This is a genomic window from Methylobacterium sp. 22177 (genome assembly GCF_052045615.1).
GTDB lineage: Bacteria > Pseudomonadota > Alphaproteobacteria > Rhizobiales > Beijerinckiaceae > Methylobacterium > Methylobacterium radiotolerans.
This window is the reverse complement of record NZ_JBQEPK010000032.1, coordinates 15088-39246: the sequence shown is the minus strand read 5'-3', so window position 1 is coordinate 39246 and position 24159 is coordinate 15088. Positions and strand designations below refer to the sequence as shown.

Sequence of the window (24159 nt, the reverse complement as noted above, 5' to 3'; positions counted from 1 at the left end):
CTCAGACCGCGAGCGTCGCCATCAGCGTGAGCCCGACGGCCGGCAGTGCCAGGGCCAGAACCGCGAGGGTGTCGAGCGGCGCGGGCCGGCTCGCCGCGAGCCAGCGATGCTCGGCAAACTTCTCGGCCGCGAACCCCGCGAGAACGAGGCCGCAGCCGATGAACGTGACAAGCGCGGACATGGACCGGCCCTTTTTCGCGACGCCGCGCGGAGTGGTGCGCATGACGGAAGTACCCGCGGCGCGGCCATAAAGTTTCACCGGGAGGTCGGTCCGCGGGTGAAAAAGGCCGCGCACCGCGGTGTGTCCGCCCCTCCCGCGGCGAAGGGGTTGCAATCCCGCGCGGATCCGTCGAGGCGGGACGTCCAGCGTCATCGACGGGGATTGTCGCGGGCAGTGGGAGGCCTGGAGCTTTGAGGACGAGCGGCAACGGCGTGGCCGTGGGACACGATGGCTGGCTCTACTGGGTCGGACGCGCCCGCGAGGTCGAAGCCTTCTACGGCGAGACTGCGAGGTCACGACGGATCCTGAAGCGCTGGACGCGGCTCATCGGGCGGCGGGCGCGCCGCCTGGACGCCCTCGGGATCCGGCACGTCCACACCGTCGTCCCCGACAAGCTCGCGATCTATCCGGACCTCCTCGGCCGCCCCTTCCCGGGGCTCGACGATCCGCCCGGGGTCCGGCTCGCCCGGCTGGTTGCCGGCGACAGCGGGGCACCGATGGTCGACCTGCAGACGCCGCTCCTGAAAACGCGGGGCGAGGAGCCGGTCTACTTGCGCACGGACACGCACTGGACCTACCGGGGCTACCTGACGGCGTACCGCGCGCTCTGCGAGGCGCTGGACGCGCCGGCGGCCGCGCACGTCTTCGCCGGAACCAGCGTGACCGAGCGCTTCACCTTCGACCTCGGCGAGAAGCTCGTTCCCCCGGTTGATGAGGCGTACGTCGCCTACGATTTCCCGCGCCGCGCGGCGCGGATCGAGGCGAACGCGCTTGTGGCGGTACGGGAATCGGGACGGGCCGCGCGTCCGCGCGGGCTGTTCGTCGGATCCCGCGTCGTCCTTCAGAACAAGGAAGCGCCGGATCCGCGGCGCGTGGTGCTGTTCGGCGATTCCTACATCTACAGCCCGGGGGCCCGCCTCACCGCGATGCTGGCCGAGACCTTCGGGGAAATCCACGCGATCTGGTCGGCGAACATCGATTGGGCCTACGTCGAGGAGGTCCGGCCGGACATCGTGATCTTCGAGATCGCTGAGCGGTTCCTGCGGCAGGTTCCGAATGACCGGATCCGGATCGATCGCTTCGCCGCGGCGCGGGCGCGGCGGGCGGTCCGCCCGACACTGCGGGAGCGGATCCGGCGCTGGCTGCGCTGAGCCAGGCTGCCCTCATAAAGGAGAGTCCCGCCGCGGTGGCGGCGGAACTCTGCTCCGTCAGACCGCGACGGCTCAGTAGCCGCGGCCGTAGTAGCCCGGGCCCCGATCGAAGGCGCCCGCCGCGGCAGCGCCGGCGGCCGCGCCCGCGATACCGAGGCCGATCGCGGCCCCGGTCGACAGGCCGCGGTGCCGGCGATAGCCGAAATCGCGCCGGTGGCCGTAACCGCGATCGTAGCCGCGGCCGTAGCCGTAGCCGTGATGGCCGCCGTAGCCGTAGCCATAGCCCTGCGCCTGGGCGCCGGTGGCGCCGAGCGCGCCGAGGGACAGGGTGACGGCTGAGATGAGAGCGAGCTTCCGCATCGGTGATTCCTTCGCAGTTGCGTTGGGAGCCCAACCCAAAGCGCAACCAGGGGTTCCGATCTTCGTGCGGGCGGAGGGGTGACCGCGCCGGCTGTCGGGAACGACGGTCGAGGATTTAGTGAGCGCGCCGGGACTGATACACGAGAGCTCGATATTAGCCGTCCGTGCGCCGTGACACCGCGGCACCCTTGTGCATCGGGCATGTCTGGACCGCGGCGTCGACGCGGACGCACGGGAAGCAGCACCGATGCCCGCATTCATCCTCGCCACCTTCGCCCTCGTCGGGGCCCTGGCTGTCGCATCAACCCTCCTCACGCTCGTCCAAGCGATGGCATAGGTTTCGACCGCGAAGCGGCAGACTTCAGGCGGGCCTCGGCGAACTCCCGTGCGGCGCGCCAGGACGGCCTGCGCGCTGTCATCCTGCACAGTGCCGGGGCCGACTTCGATGACGGCGTGCGCCGCGCGATTGCCGACAGGCGTCGCGTGATCGAGCTGCGGTCGCGGGATCGCACGTCGCTGTGGCGTCAGCCAGCCGCTCGCAAGTCGCATCCGTGCGGGGCGGCAGGGTCTCCTCGGTGGACAGCGGTCACATCGGCCGGCAGCAGCCGGAGCCCGAGCCGGCGGTCCGAGTCCGCGGATCAGGGCGGCGGTCCGGGCAGAGGCGCCATCTGCCCGCGCCCGCTGACGATCCCGGCAACGTGGTGGCGCTGAGGTCCTGCCCCACCATCATGCCTTCGTTCGAGCCCAGTCGAACTTCGCGACACCTCGGCCGTTCCAGTGCCGCAGCAGCAGCATGGACAATCGCATGAACCGCACCACGATGGCGCTCGCCGGCGCTCTCAGTCTCGTCCTGGCGGGCCCCGCCGCAGCCCAGGTAGTCACGGGAGGTGCCGGCAACACGGGGGTGAGACCCCCGACCAGCACTGGTGGGGCGCCTCCTGGCGCTCGAGATCTTGGCCCGAGACCGTTCACTCGCGGCAACGAGGCCAACTCTAGCAACACCCCCGTGCCCGGCACCACGCCGGGCGTGAACATCGGCGGCACGCCCACAAGCGGGCCGCCTGGGACTGGCGGCACCTCCGGTGGTCCGTCGCTCGGCAGGTGAAGCGCTCCGCCCCGGTCAGATCTCCTCACAAGCGGGCGAACCTGTTCTCACCCGCGCGAGACCCGACGCGGTCCATGACTATGGTGCCAGGCTCGGTCAGAGGGCGATCACCGATGGCAGGCCGGCGCTGTCACGGGCCAGGGCTGTTCCGTGCCGATCAGTGATACCCGCGTGAACCCCGGGCTTCGCGCGGGGCAGCAGCGGATTGTCGAGCTACTCTGAGAAACTGATCGTGCTGGCAGAATGGTGAGCGCGCTGGGACTCGAACCCAGGACCTACAGATTAAAAGTCCAGAAATATTCTTTTCGAAACAACGGCTTATGAATGCCGTGTTGCATTGGCGTTGCTGTCGGTTTTCAGAGCAGGCCCTTTTCCACGCCCGCCATCATGGCCGCTTCGTCATCTCGCGCCTCGAACAGGTAGCCATACTGGTCGAAGGTTTGGGCGATTGAGGCATGGCCCATCAGGGTCTGGATCCGCTTCGGCGAGAGCCCCTGTTCGATCCAGAGCGCCGCCGCGGCGTGCCGCAGTGCGTGGAGCGAGAACTTCGCCTCCGGGATCTTGATCGCCCTCCCCTGCTCGTCCTGACCATCCTTGAGCACCGTGACGCCGGCCTTCACCTGGAGCGGCCAGAAACAACGGTGGAGGATGTTGGCGTGGCCCTGCACCGTCCCGTCGACCGTCGGGAAGACGAGGCCAAGCGGCCCGTTCGGACAGGCGAGCTTCCAGGCCTTCAGCGTGGTCAGGAGGTTCGGCGGCAGCGGGATGTCCCTGGTGCCGGCCTTCGACTTCGGCGGCCCGAAGGTGTTGAAGCGGTCGACCCGTTGGCGGACGCTCAGCACGCCGCGTTTCAGATCCACATCGCCCCACGTCAGCCCGCGCAGCTCGGATCCCCGCAGGCCGGTGAAGATCGCCGTGAGGATGAGCGGCCGCCACTGGTCGGGAGTCGCCTTGATGATCGCCTTCAGCTCGTCCCGGCTGGGCATCTCGGGCCGCTTGTCCTCGCGGGCCGAGCGCCGCACCGGCTTCGCGCTCCGGACGTTGTTCGCCGTCACCAGCCCGCGCCGCTGCGCCTCCGTCACGATCGACGACAGGCTCACCATGACCCGGGACACCAGCACGCGCGAGCGGCCGGCCGTGAGGAGCTGATCGGCAAACTCGTTGATCAGCGGCACCGTGAGCCGCGAGAGCTTCACTGCGCCGAGCCGCGGGCCGATGTGGTGGGTCAGGTGCCCGCGGTACTGCAGCAGCGTAGTTCGCTCGAGCTTGTCGCGCTCGCAGCGCTTGAGCCAGAGCTCGGCCGCCTCGGCGACGGTCGGCGAGACCGAGTCGGGCGTGTGCACGCCGGTCGCGACCTGGTTGCGCGCCTGGACGAGGAAGGCATCCGCCTCCCTCTTCGTCTCGAACTGGCGGAAGCGGCGCTTCCCTCCGCCGTCGGAGTACCCGGCCAGCCATCGGACCTTCCCCGATGGGAGTGTTCGCTTTCGGATCGTTGCCATTCCATGCCTCGCGAGCCGATGCCATACCGGCTCCCGAGAGCGTATCACGCTTCTTTCGGAATTTTCCAGATAGTGCTTGACGCTCTATCGGAATTATCCTTATTGTCGGTTCTTGCAATGGCGCTCTTTCGAGACCTAGTGGCAACGGTTGCTGAGGCCGAAGGCCTGAGCGAAATGGCTGTCACCGGTATTGGTCAGTATCTTCGAGATGCTGGATTTATCTCCAAGCATGGTCGAGGAAGAGCGGCAGCGCAAATGACGAGCCTCGATGCCGCTAATCTCCTGATCGGCGTCAACGCGAGTGACTTAGCCAAAAACGCTGTTGCTGCTGTGTCAGCGTATGGCGATCTGAAGATTGCGTTTCCAGAGAGAAACGAAATCCAACACTGGGCAATAGCGCGGGTCTTCGAAAAGGAGGTCACCTTGCAGGAGGCTATTGGCATTCTCGTCGAAGCCTTCACCCCGCAGCAAGACGGCACCACAGCGTTTGCGCGTGACGCTGGCGCCGACCAATGCACCATTGAAATCGGCTTCGGGAAACCCACCGCTTCAGCATACGTGAGCCTTGCTGAAGAGGGCCCTCCGTCTCCGGCCAATCCATTCCGTTGGCTGCAGTATCAGAAAACCAAAGCATTCGGCCATTACTGGGATGGATCACATCTCTGGCCATCCTCTCTTGGTCGGAAAGACTTGACTATAATCGACGGACGCACACTCGCCGCCGTCGGTAGCGTACTAGCAAAATAAAGTAACGCCAAATGACATCGACTGCAACGCGCCCGACCGGCGCGAACGATACCGGCTTGTCTCTCGCCCAGGACTTATTGTCGGGCGCCGAGGCAATCGCCCTCTTCATGTTCGGAGAGGCGACCGAGGCCAACAAGCGCAAGGTCTACCACGCCGCGCAGAAGCTCGGCCTGCCGACGTTTCGGATCGGTGGGACCCTGTGCGCCCGGCGCTCGACGATCCTGGCGTGGATCGAGCGGCAGGAGAGCGCGGTGTGACGGGCGCGATCGTCGCCCCGACCGGCGTCCAGGTCTTCGCGGCGGTGTGCCGTGAGGATCCGGCGTCGAGCTTCGTGAAGCTGGTGGCCGATCTGCCGGTGGGACCCGCCAGCCTCAACCTGTCGCTCGACCGTGAGACGGCACTGCTGCTCGCGCAGGACCTCTGCGGAGCCGTGGCTCAACTGGAGAAGGCCGAGCGCGGCCGCGACGACGGCTGACGGGTTTGCGCCGCCGCGGGGCAAACCTGGGTCCCGCCCAGATTTAGCGCGCCACGGTGGCGCGCCAATCAATCACCCGCGCCAGCGTGGCGCGCGTGTCCCGGACCCGTGCCGGAAATAGAACGGCCGAGGAAGCGGCTGCAACCGCTCCTCGGCCTCATCACCAACCCTGCGAGGGCATTCGATGACGTGCCGTTCCTATAGCACAACGAGTGAAGCAAGTGTGAACGTGGTCGACGTTCACGACGGCCGGCGATGCGTGGGCCACCTCTACCGCCGCCGCGGCGCCTGGGCGGCGTTCCGGACCACCGGCGAGCGGGTGGGCGTGTTCGTCACGCTGCGCGAGGCCTCGGCATCGCTGGGAGGCCGGGCATGAACGCGGCAAGCTGCGAGACTGTCCGCTCCGAGTTGAAGGACCTCGACCGGACCCTTGAGCATCTCGACGGCCTCGGTTGCGTCGTGGGGCTCCTCAGCGAGGTATCAAGCAGGGTCTCGCCCGACGCCCTGGCAGCACTCGGCGACGCGATCGAGACTCTTGTGGCTCGAGCGAAGCGGTCCTCCCTCACCGCGAATGCCGCCGCCCGGGAGGTGCTTGCCTGATGGACCGCTCGAAGCTGATCCTGCTGATCCTGATCGGGATCCCGCTGCACTACGCCAATCGCACCCGGCTCGGCCGGCCGGTCGTCGGCCGCCTGATGCGCGCGCTCCGCCGCTTCGCCTGACCCTCGCCGCGCGGTGGTGATCCTGCCGCGCGGTTTCCCGCATTGGAATCGTCATGCCCGGCGCATCAGAGCTCGAGGATCGTATCACCGGCTTGCTGTTCTTCGCGCGCGTGAAGAATGGGAAGAAGGACGCCATCGAACTGTGGTCGCAAAGCGTCCTGAAAGACGCGAAGCTGTCGCGCTCGGCCGTCATCGTTGCCTGGGGCCTGACATACCGCCTCGACGATAAAGCCCGGACCTTCGAGCGCCGCGAATTGCTGGCGAAGCGGATCGGCCTGAAAGGCAACACCGTCGACAAGGCGCTTAAGCAGCTTCGCGAGCGCGGTCACATTCTCACCCGGCTGGAGCGGGTCGAATTCGAGGGTGGTAACTCGCGAGTCCTGACGGTCACTCGGCCGTGTTTCTCGTGGCTCACAGGTGGTGGGTACTGTCCCCACCCTGTCAGCAGAAGTGGTGGAGACAGTGCCCACCCTACTGGTGGAGACACTCCCCACCCCGGTGGTGGGCACAGTCCCCACCCATGTAACCTGAACCTGAAACCAAGACTGAAACCACTCCGCGTCGAGGATGTCAGAACCGGCCTCGAAGACGATTGGATCTACGATCCAGAGATAGACGAGCTTCCGTAAACCGTAGCCCATCGGAAACCGAGAAAGGGGCTACCGAGGATCAGCGTCTCTGAGCCGTCGAGATCATCCGGCCAGCCGCGCGTCAGCCAGTACCGAAGAATCCCACGTGCCGAGCCGGGCCGATCGATAGCTGGCACCTATGCCGCAGACCTCATTCATTGACGAAAGCTATCGATCCGCCTATCTTCATTGACGCCATCAATGGACGGGCAGGATGCCGTGGCCACTTTCCCGACCCTTTGCGACCACCTCAGCCGCGTCGACGGCCGCACCGCCTCGAGCCTGCGCGTGGTCGGGATGGCCCTTCGCGATGCTGGCCTGATGTCCGTCGGCAACTTCGGTCGCGGCGCCACCCACGTGAGCCCGGAAGACGCGGCAGCCCTGGTCATGGCCGGCCTCTGGACGGATTCGCCTTGCGCGTCGGCCCGCGCCGTCGAGCTGCTATCGACCCTGAAGCACCGCCCCGCCCCGAAGGCGGACTGGGCACCGCGACACCTCTTCCTGATCTCGGAATTCCCGACGTTCGGCGAAGCGCTGGCCGCCCTGATCGAATACGGCCCGCTGATCCGCCGTCAGCTCGAAGGCTTCAGCCTGGAGGTGACGGTCCGGCGTCCCGTTCCGGTGGCCACGATGCGGCTGCGCGACAGCCTCAACCGGCAGCGCGTGCTCCGTGAGTGGATCGTCGACAGCACGAAGCTGATGGACGGCTTCTATCGGCCGGAGATGGCACAGGCGGTCGACCGGCAGCACGCCACGACCGTCACCGGCGCCACGCTGTTCGCGCTCGGCGATCTGATCCAGCCGTTGGCGGAACGGGTGTCGGCATGAGCGCGCCGGGCCGCCCCGATCTCGAAGCCTGCCGCGCGTCCGCCGACAGCCAGATGCACGCCTATGCCGGTCGGAGGATGATCGGGACCGTCCTGCGATGCGGGCGCTCGTTCATGGCCTTCGGCATGGATGATCAGCACCGGGCGACCACCGCCTGCGTGCGATCGGCGATGCGCGCTCTATCGTCAGGAGCGAGCGCATGAACGCCGCCGAGACGTTCGATGCTGCACGCGGCGCTGTGCAGGCTCAGCAGCGGCACGCCTCGATCGCGCAGCTTCTGGAGAAGAACCGGCGGCTCAAGCGGGACAACCTGCGCCTGACACGCGCCTTCGAGTCCATGCGAGCAGACCGGAATGCAGAAACTCAGCGTGCGGATCGCGCTGAGCGCCAGGCCCGCGACATGCGCCGCGAGCTCGATGCGATCCGGGACCGCATGCGCGATGCTCGACGGGAGGTCGGCGCGGCATGATGTGGCCATTCTCTGCCCGCGAAGAGAAGGCAGCCCCGCCCGCGGTCGAGCGCGCCACGCTGTCGAATCCGGATGACGAGCTCTTCGCGCTGCTGACGGGCGGCTACGGCGTCGGCACGGCCTCGGGCGAGAACGTCGGCCCGCAGTCGGCGCTGCGGGTGCCGGCGGTCCTGGCCGCGGTGCGGGTCATCGCCAACACGGTCGCCAGCCTCGACGTGCGCGTGATGCGCCTGCAGGCCGACGGCGTGGAGCTCGAGGACTACGCCCATCCGGCGAACGCCATCCTCGCCTCACCGGTGCCGTGGCAGGGCCGCTTCACCTATTTCCAGCAACTCGCCTTCGACGCGCTAAAGCATGGCGTCGCCTACGCCGTGGCCAACCGGATCCGGGGTGAGGTGCGCGAGATGATCCGGCTCCGGCCGGGATCGCTGGCCTGTGACCTGAACCTAGACACGGGCGAGCCGTCCTACCGCTATGGCGACCGGGTCTATTCCTGGCGGGACGTCGCGCACATCCAGCCGATCCCGTCCGACAACGGCGAATTGACCAGCGTCGTCGGCCTCGCCCGAGAGGGGATCGGCTTCGCTGGCACCCTGCAGAAGCATGGCGCCCGCCTGTTCGCCAACGGCGCCAAGCCCGGCGGCATCCTCAGCATCAAACCGGCGGACGGGGAGAAAACCGTATCGGCCACGGTGCTAAAGCGCGTCGCCGAGGTGTGGAACAAGACGTTCGGCGGCAGCGGCGCGGGAAAGACCGCCGCCCTTCCGGCCGACGTGTCCTATCAGTCGCTATCGATGAACAGCGTGGATGCGCAGTACGTCGAGCTGTGGAAGCTGGCCATTCTGGAGATCGCGCGCGCCTTCGGTGTGCCGCCGCAATTCCTCCAGGATCTGGAACGGACGACACATAGCAACGCCGAAGAGCTCGGACTCCAATTTGTCCAGTTCTGCATCGCGCCGTTCTGTGAGCTGTTCACGGAGTCTCACGAGCGCGTGCTGTTCACGCCGGAAGAGCGGCGCACCCATTACATCCGTTTCGATTACTCGGATCTGCTCAGGCCCAACACGCAAGCGCTGTTCGACGCCATGACCAAGGGTGTCGCCGGTGGCGTGCTCAGCCCGAACAACGCCCGGCGCCGGATCGGTGAGCAGCCGGTCGAGGGCGGCGACACGCTTCTGGTGCCGCTCAACACCCGTCCCGTGAACGAGCCGCAACCCATCGCGCAGACGGCGAGGCCGCCGGCGCCAACTCCGGAGCCGATGCAGTGACCGAGACCAAGGCCGGTGCCGTGCTGCCGATCGAGGCGAAGGCGATCGGAGATACGGGCGAGTTCGAGGGCTACGCCAGCACCTACGGCGTCGACCAGGGCCGCGACCGCGTGCTGCCCGGGGCGTTCGCGGCGAGCCTGAGCGCCCGGCCGGCCGCTCGGGTGAAGATGCTCCGTGACCACGATCCGCAGCAGCTTATCGGCGTGTGGATCGCGGCGGCGGAGGACAGCCGAGGTCTTCATGTGAAGGGTCGCATCATCACCGAGACGCAGGCCGGCCGCGAGGCGCACGCGCTGATGAAGGCCGGCGCGCTGGATTCGCTGTCCATCGGCTACCGAACGATCCGGCATCGGATGGATCGGAAGAGCGGCGAGCGCCTCCTCGAGGTGGTCGACCTTCGGGAGATCAGCCTCACGGGCTTCCCGATGAACGAGGCCGCCACGGTCTCGCACGTGAAGAACACCCTCCACGACCCCGCACAGGCGCGCCGCCTCGTGCTGGCCCTCAACCGCGCCGCGGCGGCGCTCGGAAGGAATTGACGATGGACATGCGAGGCGCTTTCGACCCCGACCTGATCGGGCTGGAGTTCAAGGACGAGACCGGCGGCGCGGGCGGCGACCAGGGCGGCGGTGGCGATACCGACGTGGCTGCGGCCGTCGAGCGGCTTCAGACCGGCTTCGACACGAAGATGGCCGAGATGGGCCGGGACCTGAAGGCCGCGAACGACCGCGCCGACGCGCTGGAGCTGCGGATGAATCGTCCCGGCGGCCAGGGCTCGGCCGGCGGCCCGCCGCCCCTGACCAACGAGCAGAAGGCGTTTTTCGGGCTCATCCGGTCGGGTGCCGATTCGCTGACCGCGGAGGAGCGCAAGAACCTCCGCGTCGCCGAGGGCCCGTCCGGCGGCTATCTCGCTCCGCCCGAGTTCACGACGGAGATGATCCGGAACCTCGTGCAGATGAGCCCGGTGCGCGCGGCGGCCCGCGTCGGCAACATGTCGGCGGCGAGCCTCTACATCCCGCGCCGGACCCAGAACGTCACCGCGCGCTGGGTCGGTGAGATCGAGCGCCGGCAGCCGACCGAGCCGCAGTTCGGCCAGATCGAGGTGGTGGCGCACGAGGCCGCGGCCTACGTCGACGTGAGCAACGCCCTCCTGGAAGATGCCGCGATCGATATCGGCGCCGAGCTCGCCTTCGATTTCGGTGAGGAGTTCGGGCGCCTGGAGGGCGAGAGCTTCATCTCCGGCAACGGCGTGAAGAAGCCGCTCGGCCTGCTGAATGCGCCGGACCTCAAGACGCTGCCCATGACGGCGGCCGAGTTCGCCGGCACCGCGACGGGCTCCACCGCGAAGAAGCTCGACACCGCCCTGATCTCGGTGCTGTACGACCTGCCGGCCGTCTACCGCCGCAACGGCGCGTGGATGATGGCGGGTCCCACGATCGCTCTCGTGCGGAACCTGCGGGACGGCACCGGCCGATTCATGTGGCAGGAGTCGCTGTCCGCGGGCGAGCCGCCGACCCTCCTGGGCTATCCGGTGGTGGAAGCCGTGGACCTGCCGTCCGGTGCGACGTCGGGCGATGTCCCGATCCTGTTCGGCGACTGGAAGCGCTCCTACCGGATCTACGACCGCGTGGGAGTGAGCTTCCTGCGGGATCCCTACACGCTGGCCACCGTCGGCCAGACCCGCTTCCACGCCCGCATGCGCGTCGGCGCGGCGCCGGTCCAGACCGAGGCCTATCGCGGGCTGAAGATCTCCTGACCTGGCTCGGCGCGGTCGCCGCGCCAGCCCTCACCCGCAGCACCGCAACAGAGGAGATGCGCACATGCGCGATCAGCAGAGCATGATGGCCACCGTCGCGGCCATCGCCCCCGGCACCTACGCCGACGATCCCGCCACCATCACCGTGGATCGCTCGAGTTTCGATGCGCTCACCTTCGTGCTGAGCATCGGCGCTGGCGGGATCAGCTTCACCAACACGAACCGGATCGACGTGGTGATGGAGCACAGCGAGGACGGAACGACCTGGGATCCGGTCGGTGCCGACAACGTGCTCGGCGCCACGCCCGACGCCAATGGGATCGTGCTGAGCCAGCGGACCGCGCATCCCGGCGCCACCGTTCACCGCATCGGCTATGTCGACGGCACCGTGGGCGATCGGCCGTACGTGCGCCTGCGGGCCGACTTCGCCGGCACCCATGCGACCGGCACGGCGCTGTCCGCCATCGCCATCCTCGGGCACGGGCGCGACCTGCCCGCCGCGGCCTGACCATGCAGCGCGCGCCTCGACGCTGTGCCTGCGGCCATCGCATCGAGCCCGGTGCGCTGTGCCCATGCCAGCTTAGGCGCGCGGCTGCGGCTGACGCTCGCCGGCCGACCTCACGCGAGCGCGGCTACACCTCGAAATGGGAGCGAGAGAGCAAGGCCTTCCTCGCCCTCCCTGGCAACGAGCGCTGTGCCTGCGGCTGCGGCCGGCCTGCCGACATGGTGGACCACAAGCGGGCGCACCGTGGCGATCAGCGCCTCTTCTGGAGCCGGGACAACTGGCAGCCCATGGCCCGCGGCTGCAACAGCCGGAAGGCCGTGCGCGAGGAAGGCGGCTTCGGTCGCGCGCCCAAGCCACCCCCTACCCGGGGGGAGGGTCCGAACCAGCGACCTGGGGAGCCCGAACCGCATGGGGTCCGCAACGCGACACACGCGACGTTTTTTCCGGCGGCGGAATCGTGAAATCGAGGGCAGGGAAATGGACCGGCTGACGCCGCTTTCGAAGCCCGATCCGGTGGTGACGCTGGAGGAGGTGAAGGCGAATCTCCGCATCCGCCACTCGGAAGAAGACGAGCTGCTCACGCGGTTCATCGCCAGCGCAACCGCGAGCCTAGACGGGCGCGACGGCGTGCTCGGCCGGGCACTCGGATCGCAGCGCTGGCGGCTGGAGCGAGACCGGTTCTGCTACGGGATCGAGCTGCCCTTGCCGCCGCTCTTGAGCGTCGAGGCGGTGCGCTACATCGATCCGGCCGGCGTTGAGCGGGCGCTCGACCTCGCCGACGTGGTCATCATCGGCACCGATCCCGCGGTGCTGCGCGCTCGTTCGGTATGGCCGACCGTCCTGGCTGCGCCCGGCGCCGTCGCGATCGAGTTCACGGCTGGATATGCGGAGGTGCCCGAGCCGATCCGCACGGCCATCATCCGTAGCGTCGGCAGCCTCTACACCAATCGCGAGGCGTCGGCGGGCGAGGCTGTGGTCGACCTCTCGGGCCTCGACACCTATCGGACATGGGCCTTCGGATGAGTGCTGCGCGCATCCTCACCCTCGTTCCGAAGACGGCCGCCGGCGGGCCGCCGCGCGGTCTCAGCAAGGCAGCCCGGGAAGAGTGGAAGCGTCTCGCGCCGGTCCTGCGGCAGCGCGGGACCCTCACGGCCGAGACCGAGCCGCTTCTTGCCGCTTACGTCGGCGCCATCGGCATGATCGCGGAGATCGATCGCGAGTTGCGGGGCGCGAAGCTCACGATCAAGGGCGCCAACGGGATCCCGCGCGTCCATCCCCTGGTCGGGGCCCGGAATCGCGCATCGCAGAACGCTCTCCAGTTCGCGAAGCGTCTCGGCATCATCGGCAGCGGCGCGCCGGCCCCCTCCAGCCCGAAGGGAGGGGAGGATGCCGACCCTTACGCCGACCTGGGCGTTTGATTCCTCGCCGATCCCGGATCCGCATGGCCGCGCGGAGCGGATGCTGCGGTTCGTCGATCTCCTGACCCACGCCGCGAGCGAGGGGGATGATCGCCGACCGCTCCCGCACCGCTGGCAGCGTCGCATCCTCGAGCGGATCTACGGGCCGTCCGATGAGATGGGCGAGCGACAGGTCCGGACCGTGTTCATGCTCCTGCCGCGGGGCGCTCGGAAGACCACGCTGACGGCGGCGCTCGCCCTCGGCCACATGATGGGCCCGGCGCAGCGGCCGCGCGGCCAGGTTCTGGTGGCAGCGTCGCAGCGATCTCAGGCCCGGGAAGCCTTCGATGAGGCGGCGGCGATGCGCGCGCAGAACGCCCGCTTGATCGAGGCGACGCACCTCACCGACGCCAAGAACCGGATCCGGCACAACCGGTCCGGCTCCACCTACACCGCCATTTCGGCCGACGGCGACGCGCAGCACGGAAAGACCGTCCACTTCCTGCACGCGGATGAGCTGCACGTCTGGCGCGGCTACGATCTGTGGAACGCGCTGCGGACCGGCGCCTCGAAGACGGCCGGCTCGCTCACGATCATCACCACCACCGCCGGCGAGCGGTCGCAAGGCGTGTGCTGGGACCTCTACCAGTACGCGCTGCGGGTGCTGGCCGACCCCGGCCGCGATCCCTCTTTCCTGCCGGTGATCTTCCAGGCTGACGAGAAGGCCGACTGGCTGGACGAAAAGCTCTGGCACACGGTCAACCCGGGCCTCGCCTCAGGCTTCCCCGACCTCGCCGCGCTGCGATCGGAGGCGATGCAGGCGCGGGAGATTCCCTCGTTGGCGGCGGGCTTCCGGCAGACCCACCTCAATATCTGGAGCGATGGCACGGCCGCCGGCTGGATCGAGGCGGCCGTCTACGACGAGGGCGCGGCCGAGATCGACGCCGATGCCCTGATGGGCCAACGCTGCGCCATCGCGGTCGACATGAGCCGCACCTACGACATGACGGGGATCGCGGCGGCCTTCCCGGATGATGATGGCGGCTACACCGTCCTGGCCTTCGCCTTCCTGCCGGAGACGGCTTTCCGGCGCCGCTCGGCCGCCGCGCCGGAGTACGATTGGCAGGGCTGGCGCGACAGCGGCGCGCTCACCGTCATGCCGGGAGACATCATCCCGGAAGACGTGATCGAGGCGAAGGTCCGCGAGCTGCACGGGCTCTACGGCGCGACCGCCATCGGCTTCGACCCGAAATTCGCGGGCTCGATCATGGCGCGGCTGCATGCCGATGGCCTGCCGACGCTTGAGTGCCCGCAGACGCCCGCGCACCTGGCTCCGATGTACGTCGAGATGCAGCGGGCGATGATCTCCCGCCGATTTCGACACGGCGGGTCGCCGGTCCTGCGCCACGCGGTGCTCAACGCCGTGCCGCGCACCTTCGAGAACAACCTGTTCTTCCTGTCGAAGACGCGCAGCTCGGCGGCGATCGATGTCGCGGTGGCCTGCGGGATGGCGGTCGGCCTCGCGTCGGCCCCGGCCTCTGAGCCCAGCTACTTCGAGGCGGACGACTTCGACGCCGACCTTCTCGTGCTCGGATGAGGGAAAGCGCCATGACGATCCCGCTGCGCACCCGATCCGATCTGAAGGCCGCCGGCCGCAACATGGCGATCGAGTCCGTGGATGCGGTAGCGAGACACCTCGCCGGCCTGACGCCTGAGGAGATGGAAGACACCGCGCGCATCGACGCCATGACGGCGCGCATGACCGATGCCGCGGTGAAAGTGGCCCGCACCTACCTCGACTCCGGCATCCCGGCCGATTGGGTCCGCGCCTTCCTCAACGCCTTCCACCGCACCGCGACCGCGCGCCTCGACGGCTACTCGCTGGCGGCCCGCACGGCCAACACCAACGCAGGGGCGTCCCATGCCGTCGATTGAGACGATCCGCCGTGTCACGGTGCAGTACAGCTCCCAAGGCGCGGACAAGGTTCGCGCCGATGCGGAGGCCGTTGCGGCGGCACAGACCCGCATGGGCGCGGCGGCGGAGGCGGCCAGCGTCACGACCGAGGCGGCCAGCCGGCGCACCCTGAGCGTCGCGGGGGCCTATGACCGGCTCTTGGCGAAGATCGACCCCACGGTCCGTCAGCAGCAGTTGCTGGAGCGTTCGACGCGGACGGTGGACCGGGCATTCGAGCAAGCGGCCATCTCGGCGACGGAGCACGCGCGGACCCTCGACCTCCTGCAGGTGCGCTACGGCGGCGTCGCAGCGGCGGCGCAACGTTCCGCCCGGGACATCCAGGCGGCTTGGCGCGGGCTCGGCGACCAGGGCGCGAAGGTCCTGGAGAACATCGAGGCCAGCCGGCGGCTCGGCGCTCTCGGTGGCACCGGCACCGCCGCGGCAGCGAACGAGAACCGGCGGCTCCGGGCCGACCAGGTGCAGAACCTCGCCTATCAGGCCAGCGACATCGTCTCGTCCCTCGGCAGCGGGAGCAACCTGTCGACCGTGGCCTTCCAGCAGGGGCCGCAGATCGCGCAGGTTTTCGGCGGCCCTGGCGGCGCGAGCCTGCGGGGCGCGTTCACGCAGGCCGGCGACGCGGCGGCGGGGTTGGCGGCCCGGGTGGGCCTTGTCGGCGGGGCGGTCGGCGTCGCGACGGCCGCGATCGGGACCGGCATTGTCGCGCTAGGCGCCTACCGGGACCAGCAGAAAGAGCTCTCCCTGTCCCTCGCCGGCATGGGCCGCGCGAGCGGGACCACCGTCGGCCAGATCAACGCTATCGCCGCGGCGGCGGCCGGGCCCGCGGGGCTCAGCGTGTCGGCGGCGCGCGAGATGGCGGGCGAGTTCGCCTCGACCGGGCGCATCGGCTCGGAGATGTACGGCAAGCTCCTGGGCGCCGCCCGGGACTATGCCGTCATCACCCGGCAGGAGCTCCCCGACGCCGCCAAGGCGCTGGCGGAGGCTTTTGCGGCTCCCGCGGCCGGCGCCGAGACGCTGAACAAGCAACTCGGCTTCCTCGACGCGGAGGCGCAGGAGAACATCCAGCGTCTCGACGCGCAGGGGAATCGGCTCGGGGCACAGCGGGCGCTGTTCGAGGCCTTCGCCGGCAGCGTCGAGAAGGCGGACGCGCGCCTGGGGTTCTTCTCGCGCCAGTGGCAGGAGTTCAGCCGCAACACCTCCAACGAGTTCGACGCGATCGGCGCGTTCATCGATCGTGGCCTCGGTGGCGGTGCCGCTGAGGAGCGTCTGAAGGCGCTCCAGGGGCAACTCGACTTCCGGCAGCGGAACAAGGGCACAGCCGGCGGGCTGTTCGACTCGCTGCTCGGGTTCGATGAGAACCAGATCCGGGCCGACATCGCGAAGGTGCAAGCCGAGATCGACCAGGCGGCGCAGCGCAGCCGGACGACCGATCTGGCGCAGCGCAGCCGCGAGGTGAACCGCCTCGTGCAGGGCGCCAACCCCGAGGGCGAGGCGCTGAAGAAGGCGCAGGACGCCGCCACGAAGATCCGCACCGACCTCGCCGCGGGCGTGATCGACCCGAACGGCGAGAGCCGGCGGACCATGGAGGGGTTTGAGGCCTCGGCGCGCCGGATCGCGGAGGATCTGCGGAACGGCGGCTCCGCGCTCGCGGATGGCCTCCGCCGGGCGCAGTTCGATGCGTCGCAGGTCGGCCGCTCCGGGCTCGGCCGGACCTCGGCAGAGATCGAATTCGAGTTCGCCGACCGTCAGCGGAAGCTGGAGGCTCAGAACCTGGAGCCGTCGAAGCGCTTCGAGCAGATGCAGGCGATGGAGCTCGAGCGCGTCACCCGGCTCCAGACCGCGCAGCGCGAGGCCTCGTTCTCGGAGACGGGGCGCAGCGGCCTTATCAACCGGGTGCCGGCGAACCTCCGCCAGCACTACCTCGACGCGGCCTCACAGACCGGCGTGCCGCTCGACCTGCTCTTGGGCGTCTCCTACGCGGAGAGCCGCTTCAACCCGACCGCGGCCGCGAACCGAAACTTCCCGACCTCGCACGCATACGGGCTGATGCAATTGCAGCCGGGCACTGCTCGGGAATTGGGCGTCGATCCGACCGACCCCCGTCAGAACGTGCTCGGCGGTGCTCGTTATCTGCGCGCCCGGCTCGACCAGGCCAACGGCGACGAGGCGCTTGCCTATGGCCTCTACCACGACGGGCCCGCTTCCTCCGGCACGTCTGCGGCCGCGCGCAAGGCCTTCGCGGAGGTGCAGCGCTTCCGGAACATGCCGACCACCGGGCAGGAGATCGCCGGCGACGATGCCCGGTCCCGTGCCCTGGAGAACGAGAACCGCCTCGTTCAGCTCAACAGCCAGTACCTCGGCCGGAACGGCGAGGCGCTCGACGCCGCCACCCGGCAGCAGCAGCTCCTGAACGACGCCATCAGCCAGGGCCGGGAGATCACCCCGCAGCTTCGGGACGAATTCGCCAAGACGGCCGCGGCGATGGCCAGCGCCACGCGGACGCTCGCCGGCACCCGCGCCGGCCGGGATCTGGAGTTCGAGCGGGATCAGCTCGGCCGGGACCGCTACGACCAGGGCGCGTTCAGCCGTGCTCGCTCGACCTTCGGGGACACCACCAGCCCGCAGGCTCAGGCGTTCATCGGCGAGGCCCGCCAGAACGCCATGCTCAGCGATGCCCGCACCACCCTGACGGACGCCGCTACGTCCTTCGCCACCAGCCTCAGCCACGGCGAGAACGCCGCGAAGGCCTTCGGCAGTGCCCTGTCCCGGATCGGAGACAAGATCCTGGGCGGCGCGATCGACAGCCTGATCGGATCCGCGTTCAAGTCCGGCGGCGGCCTGGGCTCGCTGCTCGGCTTCGCGGACGGCGGCTTCACCGGCCACGGGGCGAAATACGAGCCCGCCGGCATCGTCCACCGCGGGGAGTACGTGATCGACGCGGCCACGGTCGGGCGCGTCGGGCGCGGGTTCTTTGATGGCCTCCGCGGCTATGCGGATGGCGGATTCGTTTCGATGCCGGCGACTTCCGGGCCCGTCCCCCCGGTGCCCACCGCGCCCGCTGAAGGGCAGGGCACCCCGGGTCAGATCGCCATCTCGATCGACGCTCGAGGCGCGCAGGGCAACGCCGAGGTGCAGGCCGCCATCGACCGCGGCGTGGCGACCGGCATGTCGCGTGTCCAGGGTCACATCGAGCGCAACATCAACGCGATCGCGGCGAATGGCGCGCGGCGCTACCGCAAGGCCGGCTGATGGGCCGCGCGCGCCTTCCATCGCCGGCCGAGTTGAAGCGGATCCCGGTCGGCGATCGCTGGCCGCGTCTCCGCGCCCGCGCGCAGCACCACCGGGCGCAACTCGCCGCTCAGGATCAGGAGCCGTGTGGGGTGACTGCTGCTCGACGGCGGGCACACCACGTAAAGCAGCTCAGCATCATCGCGAACTTGGCGAGCGCCGTAGGTCTGCCGACGGCATGATCTTCAACGTCGAGGCGCTGAGTCGTTGGGTCGCAGATGCGGTTTCGCGGAGCACGTCATGCCGGTGTTTCTAAGAACGATCAGGATCTGGAATGAAGGGGAAATCGCGAGGATCGGATCTGGGTTTGGTCGGCGCTACGTGACCCTGTGCCAACTCGCCTTCACGGGTAGAAGAGAGGAAATGGTGGTGGTCGTGGGTTGATGCCCTAGATCGCCAGCAATCCGCCACACTGCTTTGAAGATCATGTCAGATTGGCCTCAAACCAACGACGATCGAGCTTTCCCTATGCGCCGAGTTGGCTCCTTCCCTCCCACCACTTAGCCACCCTTCGTTTCATGTTGTAAAAATGCACCAACGGTAGTAAAAATGTTCATCGAGCATAGGCGCCTTAATGATGCCTGAGAGAGCTTGGCTGTTTCATCAAGTGCCTTCGCTCGCCAACTTGCGCGGCCGGCGCGCGATCTGGGATCGTTGAACCGATGGACGCTCTGCCAATCTCCGAAGCTAGAAGTAGGGAATTTACCGAGCTTACCAAGCTGGGCGCTGCTCGGCTGGATTTAGTGAGGAACAGACTTTCCAGTTGTGGCGAAAAATTTTTAAAGCTGGAACAGCTCTCTGAATTCCTAAGTGCATTCCTTGAACAGGATGAGGCTCTCCGAGTCGCATCTAGCGCAATTTCTTTACGCCGCACCGCCGATCGGTTGCAAGTTTCAGTTGATGAACTTTTAGACGCCCTTACCAACGGCTTGCATGAAGCAGGGTGGAGCAAAGAGAATCTTGATAACTGGGCTCAAATATTACCACAACTTAGAGCGATCATCACCGATTCTAACATCGAACTAGCTGTAAAAACTTCGGATCTATACTACAAGCACAGGTATCATGTTCACGAGGCGCGTGTTATAACCGATGTTCGGCCGGTCCTGAATGATGAACGGACCGATCTTGAGGTCGCAATTATAAAAAACACGTTCATGGTTGAATACTCCGACGGGAATGAGGACGATCTTTATTTTGAAGTTAATCTTTCATATGAAGATCTCAAAAGACTTCGAGGGGAAATAGAACGAGCAATAAGCAAAACAGAACTAATCCAACGCCTTATCGAAAAGAAAATGAACGTACCTTCAATAATTTACAGCTCGGAATGGTGACATGCTGAGCGCTGTACCGAACTCAAGCCGGCATGATTTCGAAGATCGTTGCCTTGACGACGTATTCGATAATACGTCATGCCGTGCTCCGAACCGAGAGAACCGTGAGGCGCGGCGATCCCGTGAACGTGGTGTCGAGAATAGATTGCACGTTCATACTCAAATTCTTTTTGATCGCACACTACGTTCACAAGAACGAGCCGCCCTCATGCGTGGGTTGACGGCTGCGCATCCAACGGAAAACAATGATGCAAGGGAATATACAACAACAACAAGATTGATTTTTGCTTTATCACTGCTTGCAATCATTGCCGGCCTTGTACTCGGCGTGAAATTTCTGATTGGCGATCAGTTTACGTATTTCGTGGCCTGCTCCGGGATTCTTTCTGTAGGATTCGGCCTGCTCAGCATTGCTGCCAGGAGAGGTTCTACAGAGGTACGGACTTAGCAGAAATTAGATATCGTGGCCGTCAATCCGCTCGCGCTACTCGATAAAGGCCTTCGCCTTATCGAAAAATTCAAGCTCGGCCGCGCGGCAGAGTATTACTCAGCCATATTTGCGGGCGTCTTTCTATTAGCTCTCGGCCACGAATTTTCTCCCGGATTTGAAAATACATGTCTCCGCATCTGCGGAGTTCTATTGATTGCAGGCGCAACGGTTGGCTGGTTTATCCGACTGGTCAAGATCGGGAGAGCAGACGACACTAGACCGCCAGCCGTTCCCGTGCCGAGGAATAGACCTCGAATTGGCAGGCAGACGCGACTGCCGAGGCCTGGAACACGAGAAGATGCCTAAACCGGCAAGCCTGCAAGAGATGCAATTTCTTCAAGTGAAGAGCCAAGACATCGCATTATATCAGCGTAACGCTGAGCGAAGCGCCCGAATGATCATTGGCATCGGATTGGAGCCTTAAGGGCGGTCGATCACAGACTGCCTTGCGAATGCGGCGCGGGATCTGCCGAATCAGCTTTCTAAAGTCCGGCCGGTTCGCCGGTCGACATGATGGCGCCGGTCCAGAAAGGCTTTTACGGCTGGCCAGTAGCGTCCGCCGAACTGCGGATCGACACGCGGAAAGCCTCCGCGCTCCAGCACCACGGCAAGCCCGGTCCAGCCCTTCGAGCGGGCCGGCCCCATGATGAGCTCGGCGAGCTCCTTCTCATCCGGATAGAGGCAAGAAGGCGCAGGACCGTCGAACCGAGATGCTCGCGGCATACGTCAGAACCTCATCAGCACACGAAACGTGTTTCATCCGTGTTGCTCGGAGCAGCCTACGCTCTGTTGTAACCCGTTGTAAAACCTCAACCTGTGTTGCGGCGTGTTGCAAGCCTACCGCGACACGTTTCGGGCAATAGAAAACCCGCTAAGTCGCTGACCTAGCGGGTGAAATCTGTGGTGAGCGCGCTGGGACTCGAACCCAGGACCTACAGATTAAAAGTCCGTTGCTCTACCAGCTGAGCTACGCGCTCGCGTCCCGGGCCGCGCGGCGGCCCGTCGGGGACGGCGCGTCCGCAATAGGTGAGCGGGCCCGGGGGGTCAACACGACGGAGGTGGACAACCCTCAGGCCGCGTCGCCGCGGGTCCGTTCGACGATGTCGCGGGCCTCGTTGAAAGCCGCGTCCGCGTCGAGCTCCGTGGTGTCGAGCCGGACCGCGTCGTCGGCCATGCGCAGGGGCGCGGCGCTGCGCGACGCGTCCCGAGCGTCGCGGGCCTCGATATCGGCCAGGATCGCCGCGAAGGTCGCGGCCTCGCCGCGGCCAGCCAGTTCCCGGTGGCGGCGGCGGGCGCGCTCCTCGGATGAGGCGGTGATGAACAGCTTCACCGAGGCCTCGGGGCAGACCACCGTGCCGATGTCGCGCCCATCGAGCACCGCCCCCTGCGGGTCGGCGGCGAAGCGGCGCTGCCACGCGAGCAGACCGGCGCGGACCTCGGGCACCGACGAGACGCGGGAGGCCGCCTCGCCCATCGCCCGCTCGCGCAGTCGCGGGTCTTCGAGCCGGCCGGCGTCGAGGGCCTGGGCAGCCCGCGCCGCGGCCGCGGCATCGTCCAGCGACAGGCCCGCATCGATGACCGCCAGCGCAACCGCCCGATAGAGGAGTCCGGTGTCGAGATGCGGCAGGCCGTAATGATCGGCCAGGCGCTTGGCGAGGGTGCCCTTGCCGGACGCGGCCGGTCCGTCGATAGCGATGACGAGCGGCATGGCGGTCACGCCCCGATCCGGCCGCCGAGGGCCTGCATGGTCGGAAGGAAGCTCGGGAAGCTCGTGGCGATCATCGCGCCGTCATCGACTGTGACCGGGTTCCGCGCCGCGAGTCCCATCACCAGGAACGCCATGGCGATGCGGTGATCGAGATGGGTCTCGACCGTCCCGCCGCCCGGCGCCGCGGCGCCGTCGCCCTCGACCACGAGGTCGTCGCCCTCGACCGTGTGGCGGACACCGTTGGCCGCCAGCCCGGCCGCCACGGCGGCGAGGCGGTCCGATTCCTTCACCCGCAGCTCGTGCAGGCCGCTCATCCGGGTCCGGCCCTCCGCGAAGCTCGCCGCCACCGCCAGCACCGGGTACTCGTCGATCATCGCGGGCGCCCGCTCGGCCGGCACGTCGACGCCGTTCAGGCGGCTCGCGCGCACGCGCAGGTCGGCCACGGTCTCGCCGCCCTCCTCCCGCTCGGCCACGCGCTCGATCTGCGCGCCCATCTCGAGGAGCGTCGTGATCAGCCCGATGCGCAGCGGGTTCATCATCACGCCCTCGATCACCACGTCGGAGCCGGGCGCGATCAGCGCCGCCACCAGCGGGAACGCCGCCGAGGACGGGTCGGCCGGCACCACCACGTCGGTGCCGCGCAGGGTCGGCTGACCGGTCAGCGCGACCTTGCGGCCGTGGCCGCCCGGACCGTGCGGCTCGACGCTGACCGCGGCGCCGAACAGGCGCAGCATCCGCTCGGTGTGGTCCCGGGTCGCGGCCGCCTCGATCACGGTGGTGACGCCGGGCGCGTTGAGCCCGGCGAGCAGCACCGCCGACTTGATCTGCGCCGAGGCCGCCGGGGTCTCGTAGGTGATCGGGATCGCCTCCCTGGGGCCCCGCAGGGTAAGGGGAACCCGGCCGCCCTCGGCCTCGGACAGGACCTGCGTGCCCATCCGGGTGAGGGGGTCGAGGATGCGGCGCATCGGCCGCGAGCGGAGGGAGGCGTCGCCGTCGAAGGTCGCGGTCACCGGCTGTCCGCCGACCACGCCCATCATCAGCCGGGAACCCGTGCCGGCATTGCCGAAATCGAGCACGTCGGCCGGATCGCCGAGGCCGCCGATACCGACGCCCTGGACCCGCCAGCGGCCCGGACCGAGGCGCTCGACACCCGCCCCGAGCGCCTTCGCGGCGGCGGCGGTGCGCAGGACGTCGTCGCCCTCCAGCAGACCTTCGACCCGCGTCTCGCCCTGGCTGAGCAGGCCGAGGATCATGGACCGGTGCGAGATCGACTTGTCGCCGGGCGGGCGCAGGCGTCCGCGCAGCGGAGCGCCCGGCGCGGCGGTGAGGGGCTGGGGACTCGAATCGTGCGACACGGGACGTCCGTTCGGGCTCTGAGACGTGGGCCTGGATCCGGCGCGTCGCGCGGGCCTGCCGCGGCGCTGCAATCGGACGGTGAGATCGCCGCGCGGTTAACACGGGCACCGCCCGCCGTCATCCACCCGTCGCCCGCGCCGATCCCAGGCCGCGGAGCGCCGGCGCGCGCCGCCCCGAGCGCCCTGCGCGGGGTCGATTGACAGGGGCCGCCACCGCGACTAACGGGGCCCCTCCCCCGAGACAGTACTGACGACGAGGTGTCCGCCCGTGGCCCGACCGGAACTTGGCTTGAAGCGCCAGTGCATGAGCTGCGGCGCGAAGTTCTACGACCTCGCCCGCGATCCCGCCGTCTGCCCGAAATGCGGCGCGGTCTACCAAGCGGTCGCCACGTCCAGCCGTGCGGCGCCCCCGGCACTGTCGCGGGGGCCGGCCAACAACGACGATGAGGACGAGACGGACGAGAAGGGGCCGGAGATGGTCTCCCTCGACGAAGTCGAAGCCGCCGAGGACGACGCGGATCCGACGCCCGAGGACGACTCGGTCGAGGACGGGGACTCTTCGGACGACGACACCTTCTTGGAGGAAGAGGACGCCGGCGACGACGACGTCTCCGACCTGATCGACGGCGATATCGAGAACGACGAGGAGGGTTGAGGCGCCTCCATACCCCCCGACCCAGCCCCCCGCAGAAACCTCGGGCGGCAGCGAAAAAGGGGGTTGAGTCCGCGAGGCGAGCCGCCTATAGAACCGGCCTCGCCGGCCGCGACCCGGAACGGCGAGACCCCGCGGGACCCAAACCGCGGCGGGTGTTAAAGTGGGGCCTTAGCTCAGCTGGGAGAGCGCTTCCATGGCATGGAAGAGGTCATCGGTTCGATCC

The 24159-nt window shown here is 67.6% G+C and carries 27 protein-coding genes and 1 tRNA gene; 21 read left to right on the top strand and 7 right to left on the bottom strand.

The genetic code is table 11. The features are described 5' to 3' along the window. Position 1: 1 nt before the first annotated feature. The gene (locus ACTJK8_RS23575; RefSeq protein WP_024827990.1) at positions 2-181 is read right to left on the bottom strand and encodes a hypothetical protein; all 180 of its coding nucleotides are present in this window, start codon (positions 179-181) and stop codon (positions 2-4) included. A gap of 251 nt (positions 182-432) precedes the next feature. Here ACTJK8_RS23575 and ACTJK8_RS23570 point away from each other — a divergent pair, with 251 nt between their 5' ends. After that, positions 433-1371 (top strand): alginate O-acetyltransferase AlgX-related protein, encoded by a 939-nt coding sequence (locus tag ACTJK8_RS23570; protein ID WP_244413164.1) that lies wholly within the window; start codon positions 433-435, stop codon positions 1369-1371. A gap of 72 nt (positions 1372-1443) precedes the next feature. On the opposite strand, the gene ACTJK8_RS23565 is transcribed toward ACTJK8_RS23570, so the two are convergent. Both ACTJK8_RS23565 and ACTJK8_RS23560 read right to left on the bottom strand, forming a co-directional pair. Next, positions 1444-1731: a hypothetical protein gene (locus ACTJK8_RS23565; RefSeq protein ID WP_012322505.1), complete on the bottom strand. Its 288-nt coding sequence runs from the start codon at positions 1729-1731 to the stop codon at positions 1444-1446. 1461 nt (positions 1732-3192) lie between these two features. Continuing rightward, complete coding sequence (locus tag ACTJK8_RS23560; RefSeq protein WP_440762598.1) at positions 3193-4335, bottom strand: tyrosine-type recombinase/integrase; 1143 nt, start codon at positions 4333-4335, stop codon at positions 3193-3195. A 138-nt stretch (positions 4336-4473) separates the two neighbouring features. On the opposite strand from ACTJK8_RS23560, the gene ACTJK8_RS23555 reads away from it, so the two are divergent. From ACTJK8_RS23555 to ACTJK8_RS23465, 19 genes are all read left to right on the top strand, one after another. Beyond that, positions 4474-5082 carry a hypothetical protein gene (locus tag ACTJK8_RS23555; RefSeq protein ID WP_440762597.1) on the top strand — a complete coding sequence of 203 codons (609 nt, stop codon included), beginning with the start codon at positions 4474-4476 and terminating at the stop codon, positions 5080-5082. A gap of 56 nt (positions 5083-5138) precedes the next feature. Next, entirely contained in the window at positions 5139-5339 is a 201-nt protein-coding gene (locus ACTJK8_RS23550; RefSeq protein WP_440762596.1) for a DNA-binding protein, read from the top strand. Further along, positions 5336-5557, top strand: a complete 222-nt coding sequence (locus ACTJK8_RS23545) for a hypothetical protein (protein WP_440762595.1) — start codon at positions 5336-5338, stop codon at positions 5555-5557. The genes ACTJK8_RS23550 and ACTJK8_RS23545 overlap by 4 nt, the downstream gene beginning before the upstream one ends. A gap of 372 nt (positions 5558-5929) precedes the next feature. Beyond that, the gene (locus ACTJK8_RS23540; protein ID WP_440762594.1) at positions 5930-6157 is read left to right on the top strand and encodes a hypothetical protein; all 228 of its coding nucleotides are present in this window, start codon (positions 5930-5932) and stop codon (positions 6155-6157) included. Then, the gene (locus tag ACTJK8_RS23535) at positions 6157-6279 is read left to right on the top strand and encodes a hypothetical protein (RefSeq protein WP_440762593.1); all 123 of its coding nucleotides are present in this window, start codon (positions 6157-6159) and stop codon (positions 6277-6279) included. The genes ACTJK8_RS23540 and ACTJK8_RS23535 overlap by 1 nt, the downstream gene beginning before the upstream one ends. A gap of 53 nt (positions 6280-6332) precedes the next feature. Continuing rightward, the gene (locus ACTJK8_RS23530) at positions 6333-6908 is read left to right on the top strand and encodes a hypothetical protein (protein ID WP_440762592.1); all 576 of its coding nucleotides are present in this window, start codon (positions 6333-6335) and stop codon (positions 6906-6908) included. 201 nt (positions 6909-7109) lie between these two features. Then, positions 7110-7736, top strand: coding sequence for a hypothetical protein (locus tag ACTJK8_RS23525; protein WP_440762591.1), 627 nt, complete (start codon positions 7110-7112; stop codon positions 7734-7736). Positions 7737-7935: 199 nt separating this feature from the next. Beyond that, complete coding sequence (locus ACTJK8_RS23520) at positions 7936-8205, top strand: hypothetical protein (RefSeq protein ID WP_440762590.1); 270 nt, start codon at positions 7936-7938, stop codon at positions 8203-8205. Continuing rightward, positions 8202-9473, top strand: coding sequence for a phage portal protein (locus tag ACTJK8_RS23515; protein ID WP_440762589.1), 1272 nt, complete (start codon positions 8202-8204; stop codon positions 9471-9473). Before ACTJK8_RS23520 ends, ACTJK8_RS23515 begins: the two co-directional genes overlap by 4 nt. Next, positions 9470-10012, top strand: a complete 543-nt coding sequence (locus ACTJK8_RS23510; RefSeq protein ID WP_440762588.1) for an HK97 family phage prohead protease — start codon at positions 9470-9472, stop codon at positions 10010-10012. Before ACTJK8_RS23515 ends, ACTJK8_RS23510 begins: the two co-directional genes overlap by 4 nt. 8 nt (positions 10013-10020) lie before the next feature. Continuing rightward, positions 10021-11229 carry a phage major capsid protein gene (locus ACTJK8_RS23505; protein ID WP_440762587.1) on the top strand — a complete coding sequence of 403 codons (1209 nt, stop codon included), beginning with the start codon at positions 10021-10023 and terminating at the stop codon, positions 11227-11229. Between the two features lie 64 nt (positions 11230-11293). Next, the gene (locus tag ACTJK8_RS23500; RefSeq protein WP_440762586.1) at positions 11294-11737 is read left to right on the top strand and encodes a hypothetical protein; all 444 of its coding nucleotides are present in this window, start codon (positions 11294-11296) and stop codon (positions 11735-11737) included. A gap of 474 nt (positions 11738-12211) precedes the next feature. Next, positions 12212-12757 (top strand): head-tail connector protein, encoded by a 546-nt coding sequence (locus ACTJK8_RS23495; RefSeq protein ID WP_440762585.1) that lies wholly within the window; start codon positions 12212-12214, stop codon positions 12755-12757. After that, on the top strand, positions 12754-13152 hold the full coding sequence (locus ACTJK8_RS23490) for a P27 family phage terminase small subunit (protein ID WP_440762584.1): 399 nt from the start codon (positions 12754-12756) through the stop codon (positions 13150-13152). Before ACTJK8_RS23495 ends, ACTJK8_RS23490 begins: the two co-directional genes overlap by 4 nt. After that, on the top strand, positions 13121-14728 hold the full coding sequence (locus ACTJK8_RS23485; RefSeq protein ID WP_440762583.1) for a terminase large subunit: 1608 nt from the start codon (positions 13121-13123) through the stop codon (positions 14726-14728). Before ACTJK8_RS23490 ends, ACTJK8_RS23485 begins: the two co-directional genes overlap by 32 nt. 11 nt (positions 14729-14739) lie before the next feature. After that, complete coding sequence (locus ACTJK8_RS23480; RefSeq protein WP_440762582.1) at positions 14740-15066, top strand: hypothetical protein; 327 nt, start codon at positions 14740-14742, stop codon at positions 15064-15066. Continuing rightward, the gene (locus ACTJK8_RS23475) at positions 15053-18352 is read left to right on the top strand and encodes a phage tail length tape measure family protein (protein WP_440762581.1); all 3300 of its coding nucleotides are present in this window, start codon (positions 15053-15055) and stop codon (positions 18350-18352) included. The genes ACTJK8_RS23480 and ACTJK8_RS23475 overlap by 14 nt, the downstream gene beginning before the upstream one ends. Before the next feature lie 701 nt (positions 18353-19053). Further along, a complete protein-coding gene (locus tag ACTJK8_RS23470) occupies positions 19054-19728 on the top strand; it encodes a hypothetical protein (RefSeq protein ID WP_440762580.1) in 675 nt (224 codons plus the stop codon). A gap of 1 nt (position 19729) precedes the next feature. Beyond that, positions 19730-20176 carry a hypothetical protein gene (locus tag ACTJK8_RS23465; protein WP_440762579.1) on the top strand — a complete coding sequence of 149 codons (447 nt, stop codon included), beginning with the start codon at positions 19730-19732 and terminating at the stop codon, positions 20174-20176. A gap of 516 nt (positions 20177-20692) precedes the next feature. Here the strand turns inward: ACTJK8_RS23465 and ACTJK8_RS23460 are convergent. The 4 genes from ACTJK8_RS23460 to aroA form a co-directional block, all read right to left on the bottom strand. Continuing rightward, on the bottom strand, positions 20693-20863 hold the full coding sequence (locus ACTJK8_RS23460; RefSeq protein WP_440762578.1) for a hypothetical protein: 171 nt from the start codon (positions 20861-20863) through the stop codon (positions 20693-20695). Positions 20864-21119: 256 nt separating this feature from the next. After that, positions 21120-21195 (bottom strand) — tRNA-Lys (locus ACTJK8_RS23455). A gap of 92 nt (positions 21196-21287) precedes the next feature. Further along, entirely contained in the window at positions 21288-21926 is a 639-nt protein-coding gene (cmk, locus tag ACTJK8_RS23450; protein ID WP_012322504.1) for a (d)CMP kinase, read from the bottom strand. Positions 21927-21931: 5 nt separating this feature from the next. Continuing rightward, complete coding sequence (gene aroA / locus ACTJK8_RS23445; protein ID WP_053621804.1) at positions 21932-23281, bottom strand: 3-phosphoshikimate 1-carboxyvinyltransferase; 1350 nt, start codon at positions 23279-23281, stop codon at positions 21932-21934. A 268-nt stretch (positions 23282-23549) separates the two neighbouring features. Here aroA and ACTJK8_RS23440 point away from each other — a divergent pair, with 268 nt between their 5' ends. Beyond that, positions 23550-23936 (top strand): TIGR02300 family protein, encoded by a 387-nt coding sequence (locus tag ACTJK8_RS23440; RefSeq protein WP_012322502.1) that lies wholly within the window; start codon positions 23550-23552, stop codon positions 23934-23936. The last annotated feature ends 223 nt before the right edge of the window (positions 23937-24159 follow it).

Excerpts from the sequence above, each read along its gene's own strand:
- ACTJK8_RS23575 (WP_024827990.1), bottom strand. The coding sequence starts at position 181 with ATGTCCGCGCTTGTCACGTTCATCGGCTGCGGCCTCGTTCTCGCGGGG.
- ACTJK8_RS23565 (WP_012322505.1), bottom strand. The coding sequence starts at position 1,731 with ATGCGGAAGCTCGCTCTCATCTCAGCCGTCACCCTGTCCCTCGGCGCG.
- ACTJK8_RS23560 (WP_440762598.1), bottom strand. The coding sequence starts at position 4,335 with ATGGCAACGATCCGAAAGCGAACACTCCCATCGGGGAAGGTCCGATGG.
- ACTJK8_RS23540 (WP_440762594.1), top strand. The coding sequence starts at position 5,930 with ATGAACGCGGCAAGCTGCGAGACTGTCCGCTCCGAGTTGAAGGACCTC.
- ACTJK8_RS23535 (WP_440762593.1), top strand. The coding sequence starts at position 6,157 with ATGGACCGCTCGAAGCTGATCCTGCTGATCCTGATCGGGATCCCGCTG.
- ACTJK8_RS23530 (WP_440762592.1), top strand. The coding sequence starts at position 6,333 with ATGCCCGGCGCATCAGAGCTCGAGGATCGTATCACCGGCTTGCTGTTC.
- ACTJK8_RS23525 (WP_440762591.1), top strand. The coding sequence starts at position 7,110 with ATGGACGGGCAGGATGCCGTGGCCACTTTCCCGACCCTTTGCGACCAC.
- ACTJK8_RS23520 (WP_440762590.1), top strand. The coding sequence starts at position 7,936 with ATGAACGCCGCCGAGACGTTCGATGCTGCACGCGGCGCTGTGCAGGCT.
- ACTJK8_RS23515 (WP_440762589.1), top strand. The coding sequence starts at position 8,202 with ATGATGTGGCCATTCTCTGCCCGCGAAGAGAAGGCAGCCCCGCCCGCG.
- ACTJK8_RS23505 (WP_440762587.1), top strand. The coding sequence starts at position 10,021 with ATGCGAGGCGCTTTCGACCCCGACCTGATCGGGCTGGAGTTCAAGGAC.
- ACTJK8_RS23500 (WP_440762586.1), top strand. The coding sequence starts at position 11,294 with ATGCGCGATCAGCAGAGCATGATGGCCACCGTCGCGGCCATCGCCCCC.
- ACTJK8_RS23495 (WP_440762585.1), top strand. The coding sequence starts at position 12,212 with ATGGACCGGCTGACGCCGCTTTCGAAGCCCGATCCGGTGGTGACGCTG.
- ACTJK8_RS23490 (WP_440762584.1), top strand. The coding sequence starts at position 12,754 with ATGAGTGCTGCGCGCATCCTCACCCTCGTTCCGAAGACGGCCGCCGGC.
- ACTJK8_RS23485 (WP_440762583.1), top strand. The coding sequence starts at position 13,121 with ATGCCGACCCTTACGCCGACCTGGGCGTTTGATTCCTCGCCGATCCCG.
- ACTJK8_RS23480 (WP_440762582.1), top strand. The coding sequence starts at position 14,740 with ATGACGATCCCGCTGCGCACCCGATCCGATCTGAAGGCCGCCGGCCGC.
- ACTJK8_RS23475 (WP_440762581.1), top strand. The coding sequence starts at position 15,053 with ATGCCGTCGATTGAGACGATCCGCCGTGTCACGGTGCAGTACAGCTCC.
- ACTJK8_RS23470 (WP_440762580.1), top strand. The coding sequence starts at position 19,054 with ATGGACGCTCTGCCAATCTCCGAAGCTAGAAGTAGGGAATTTACCGAG.
- ACTJK8_RS23465 (WP_440762579.1), top strand. The coding sequence starts at position 19,730 with ATGCTGAGCGCTGTACCGAACTCAAGCCGGCATGATTTCGAAGATCGT.
- ACTJK8_RS23460 (WP_440762578.1), bottom strand. The coding sequence starts at position 20,863 with ATGGGGCCGGCCCGCTCGAAGGGCTGGACCGGGCTTGCCGTGGTGCTG.
- cmk (WP_012322504.1), bottom strand. The coding sequence starts at position 21,926 with ATGCCGCTCGTCATCGCTATCGACGGACCGGCCGCGTCCGGCAAGGGC.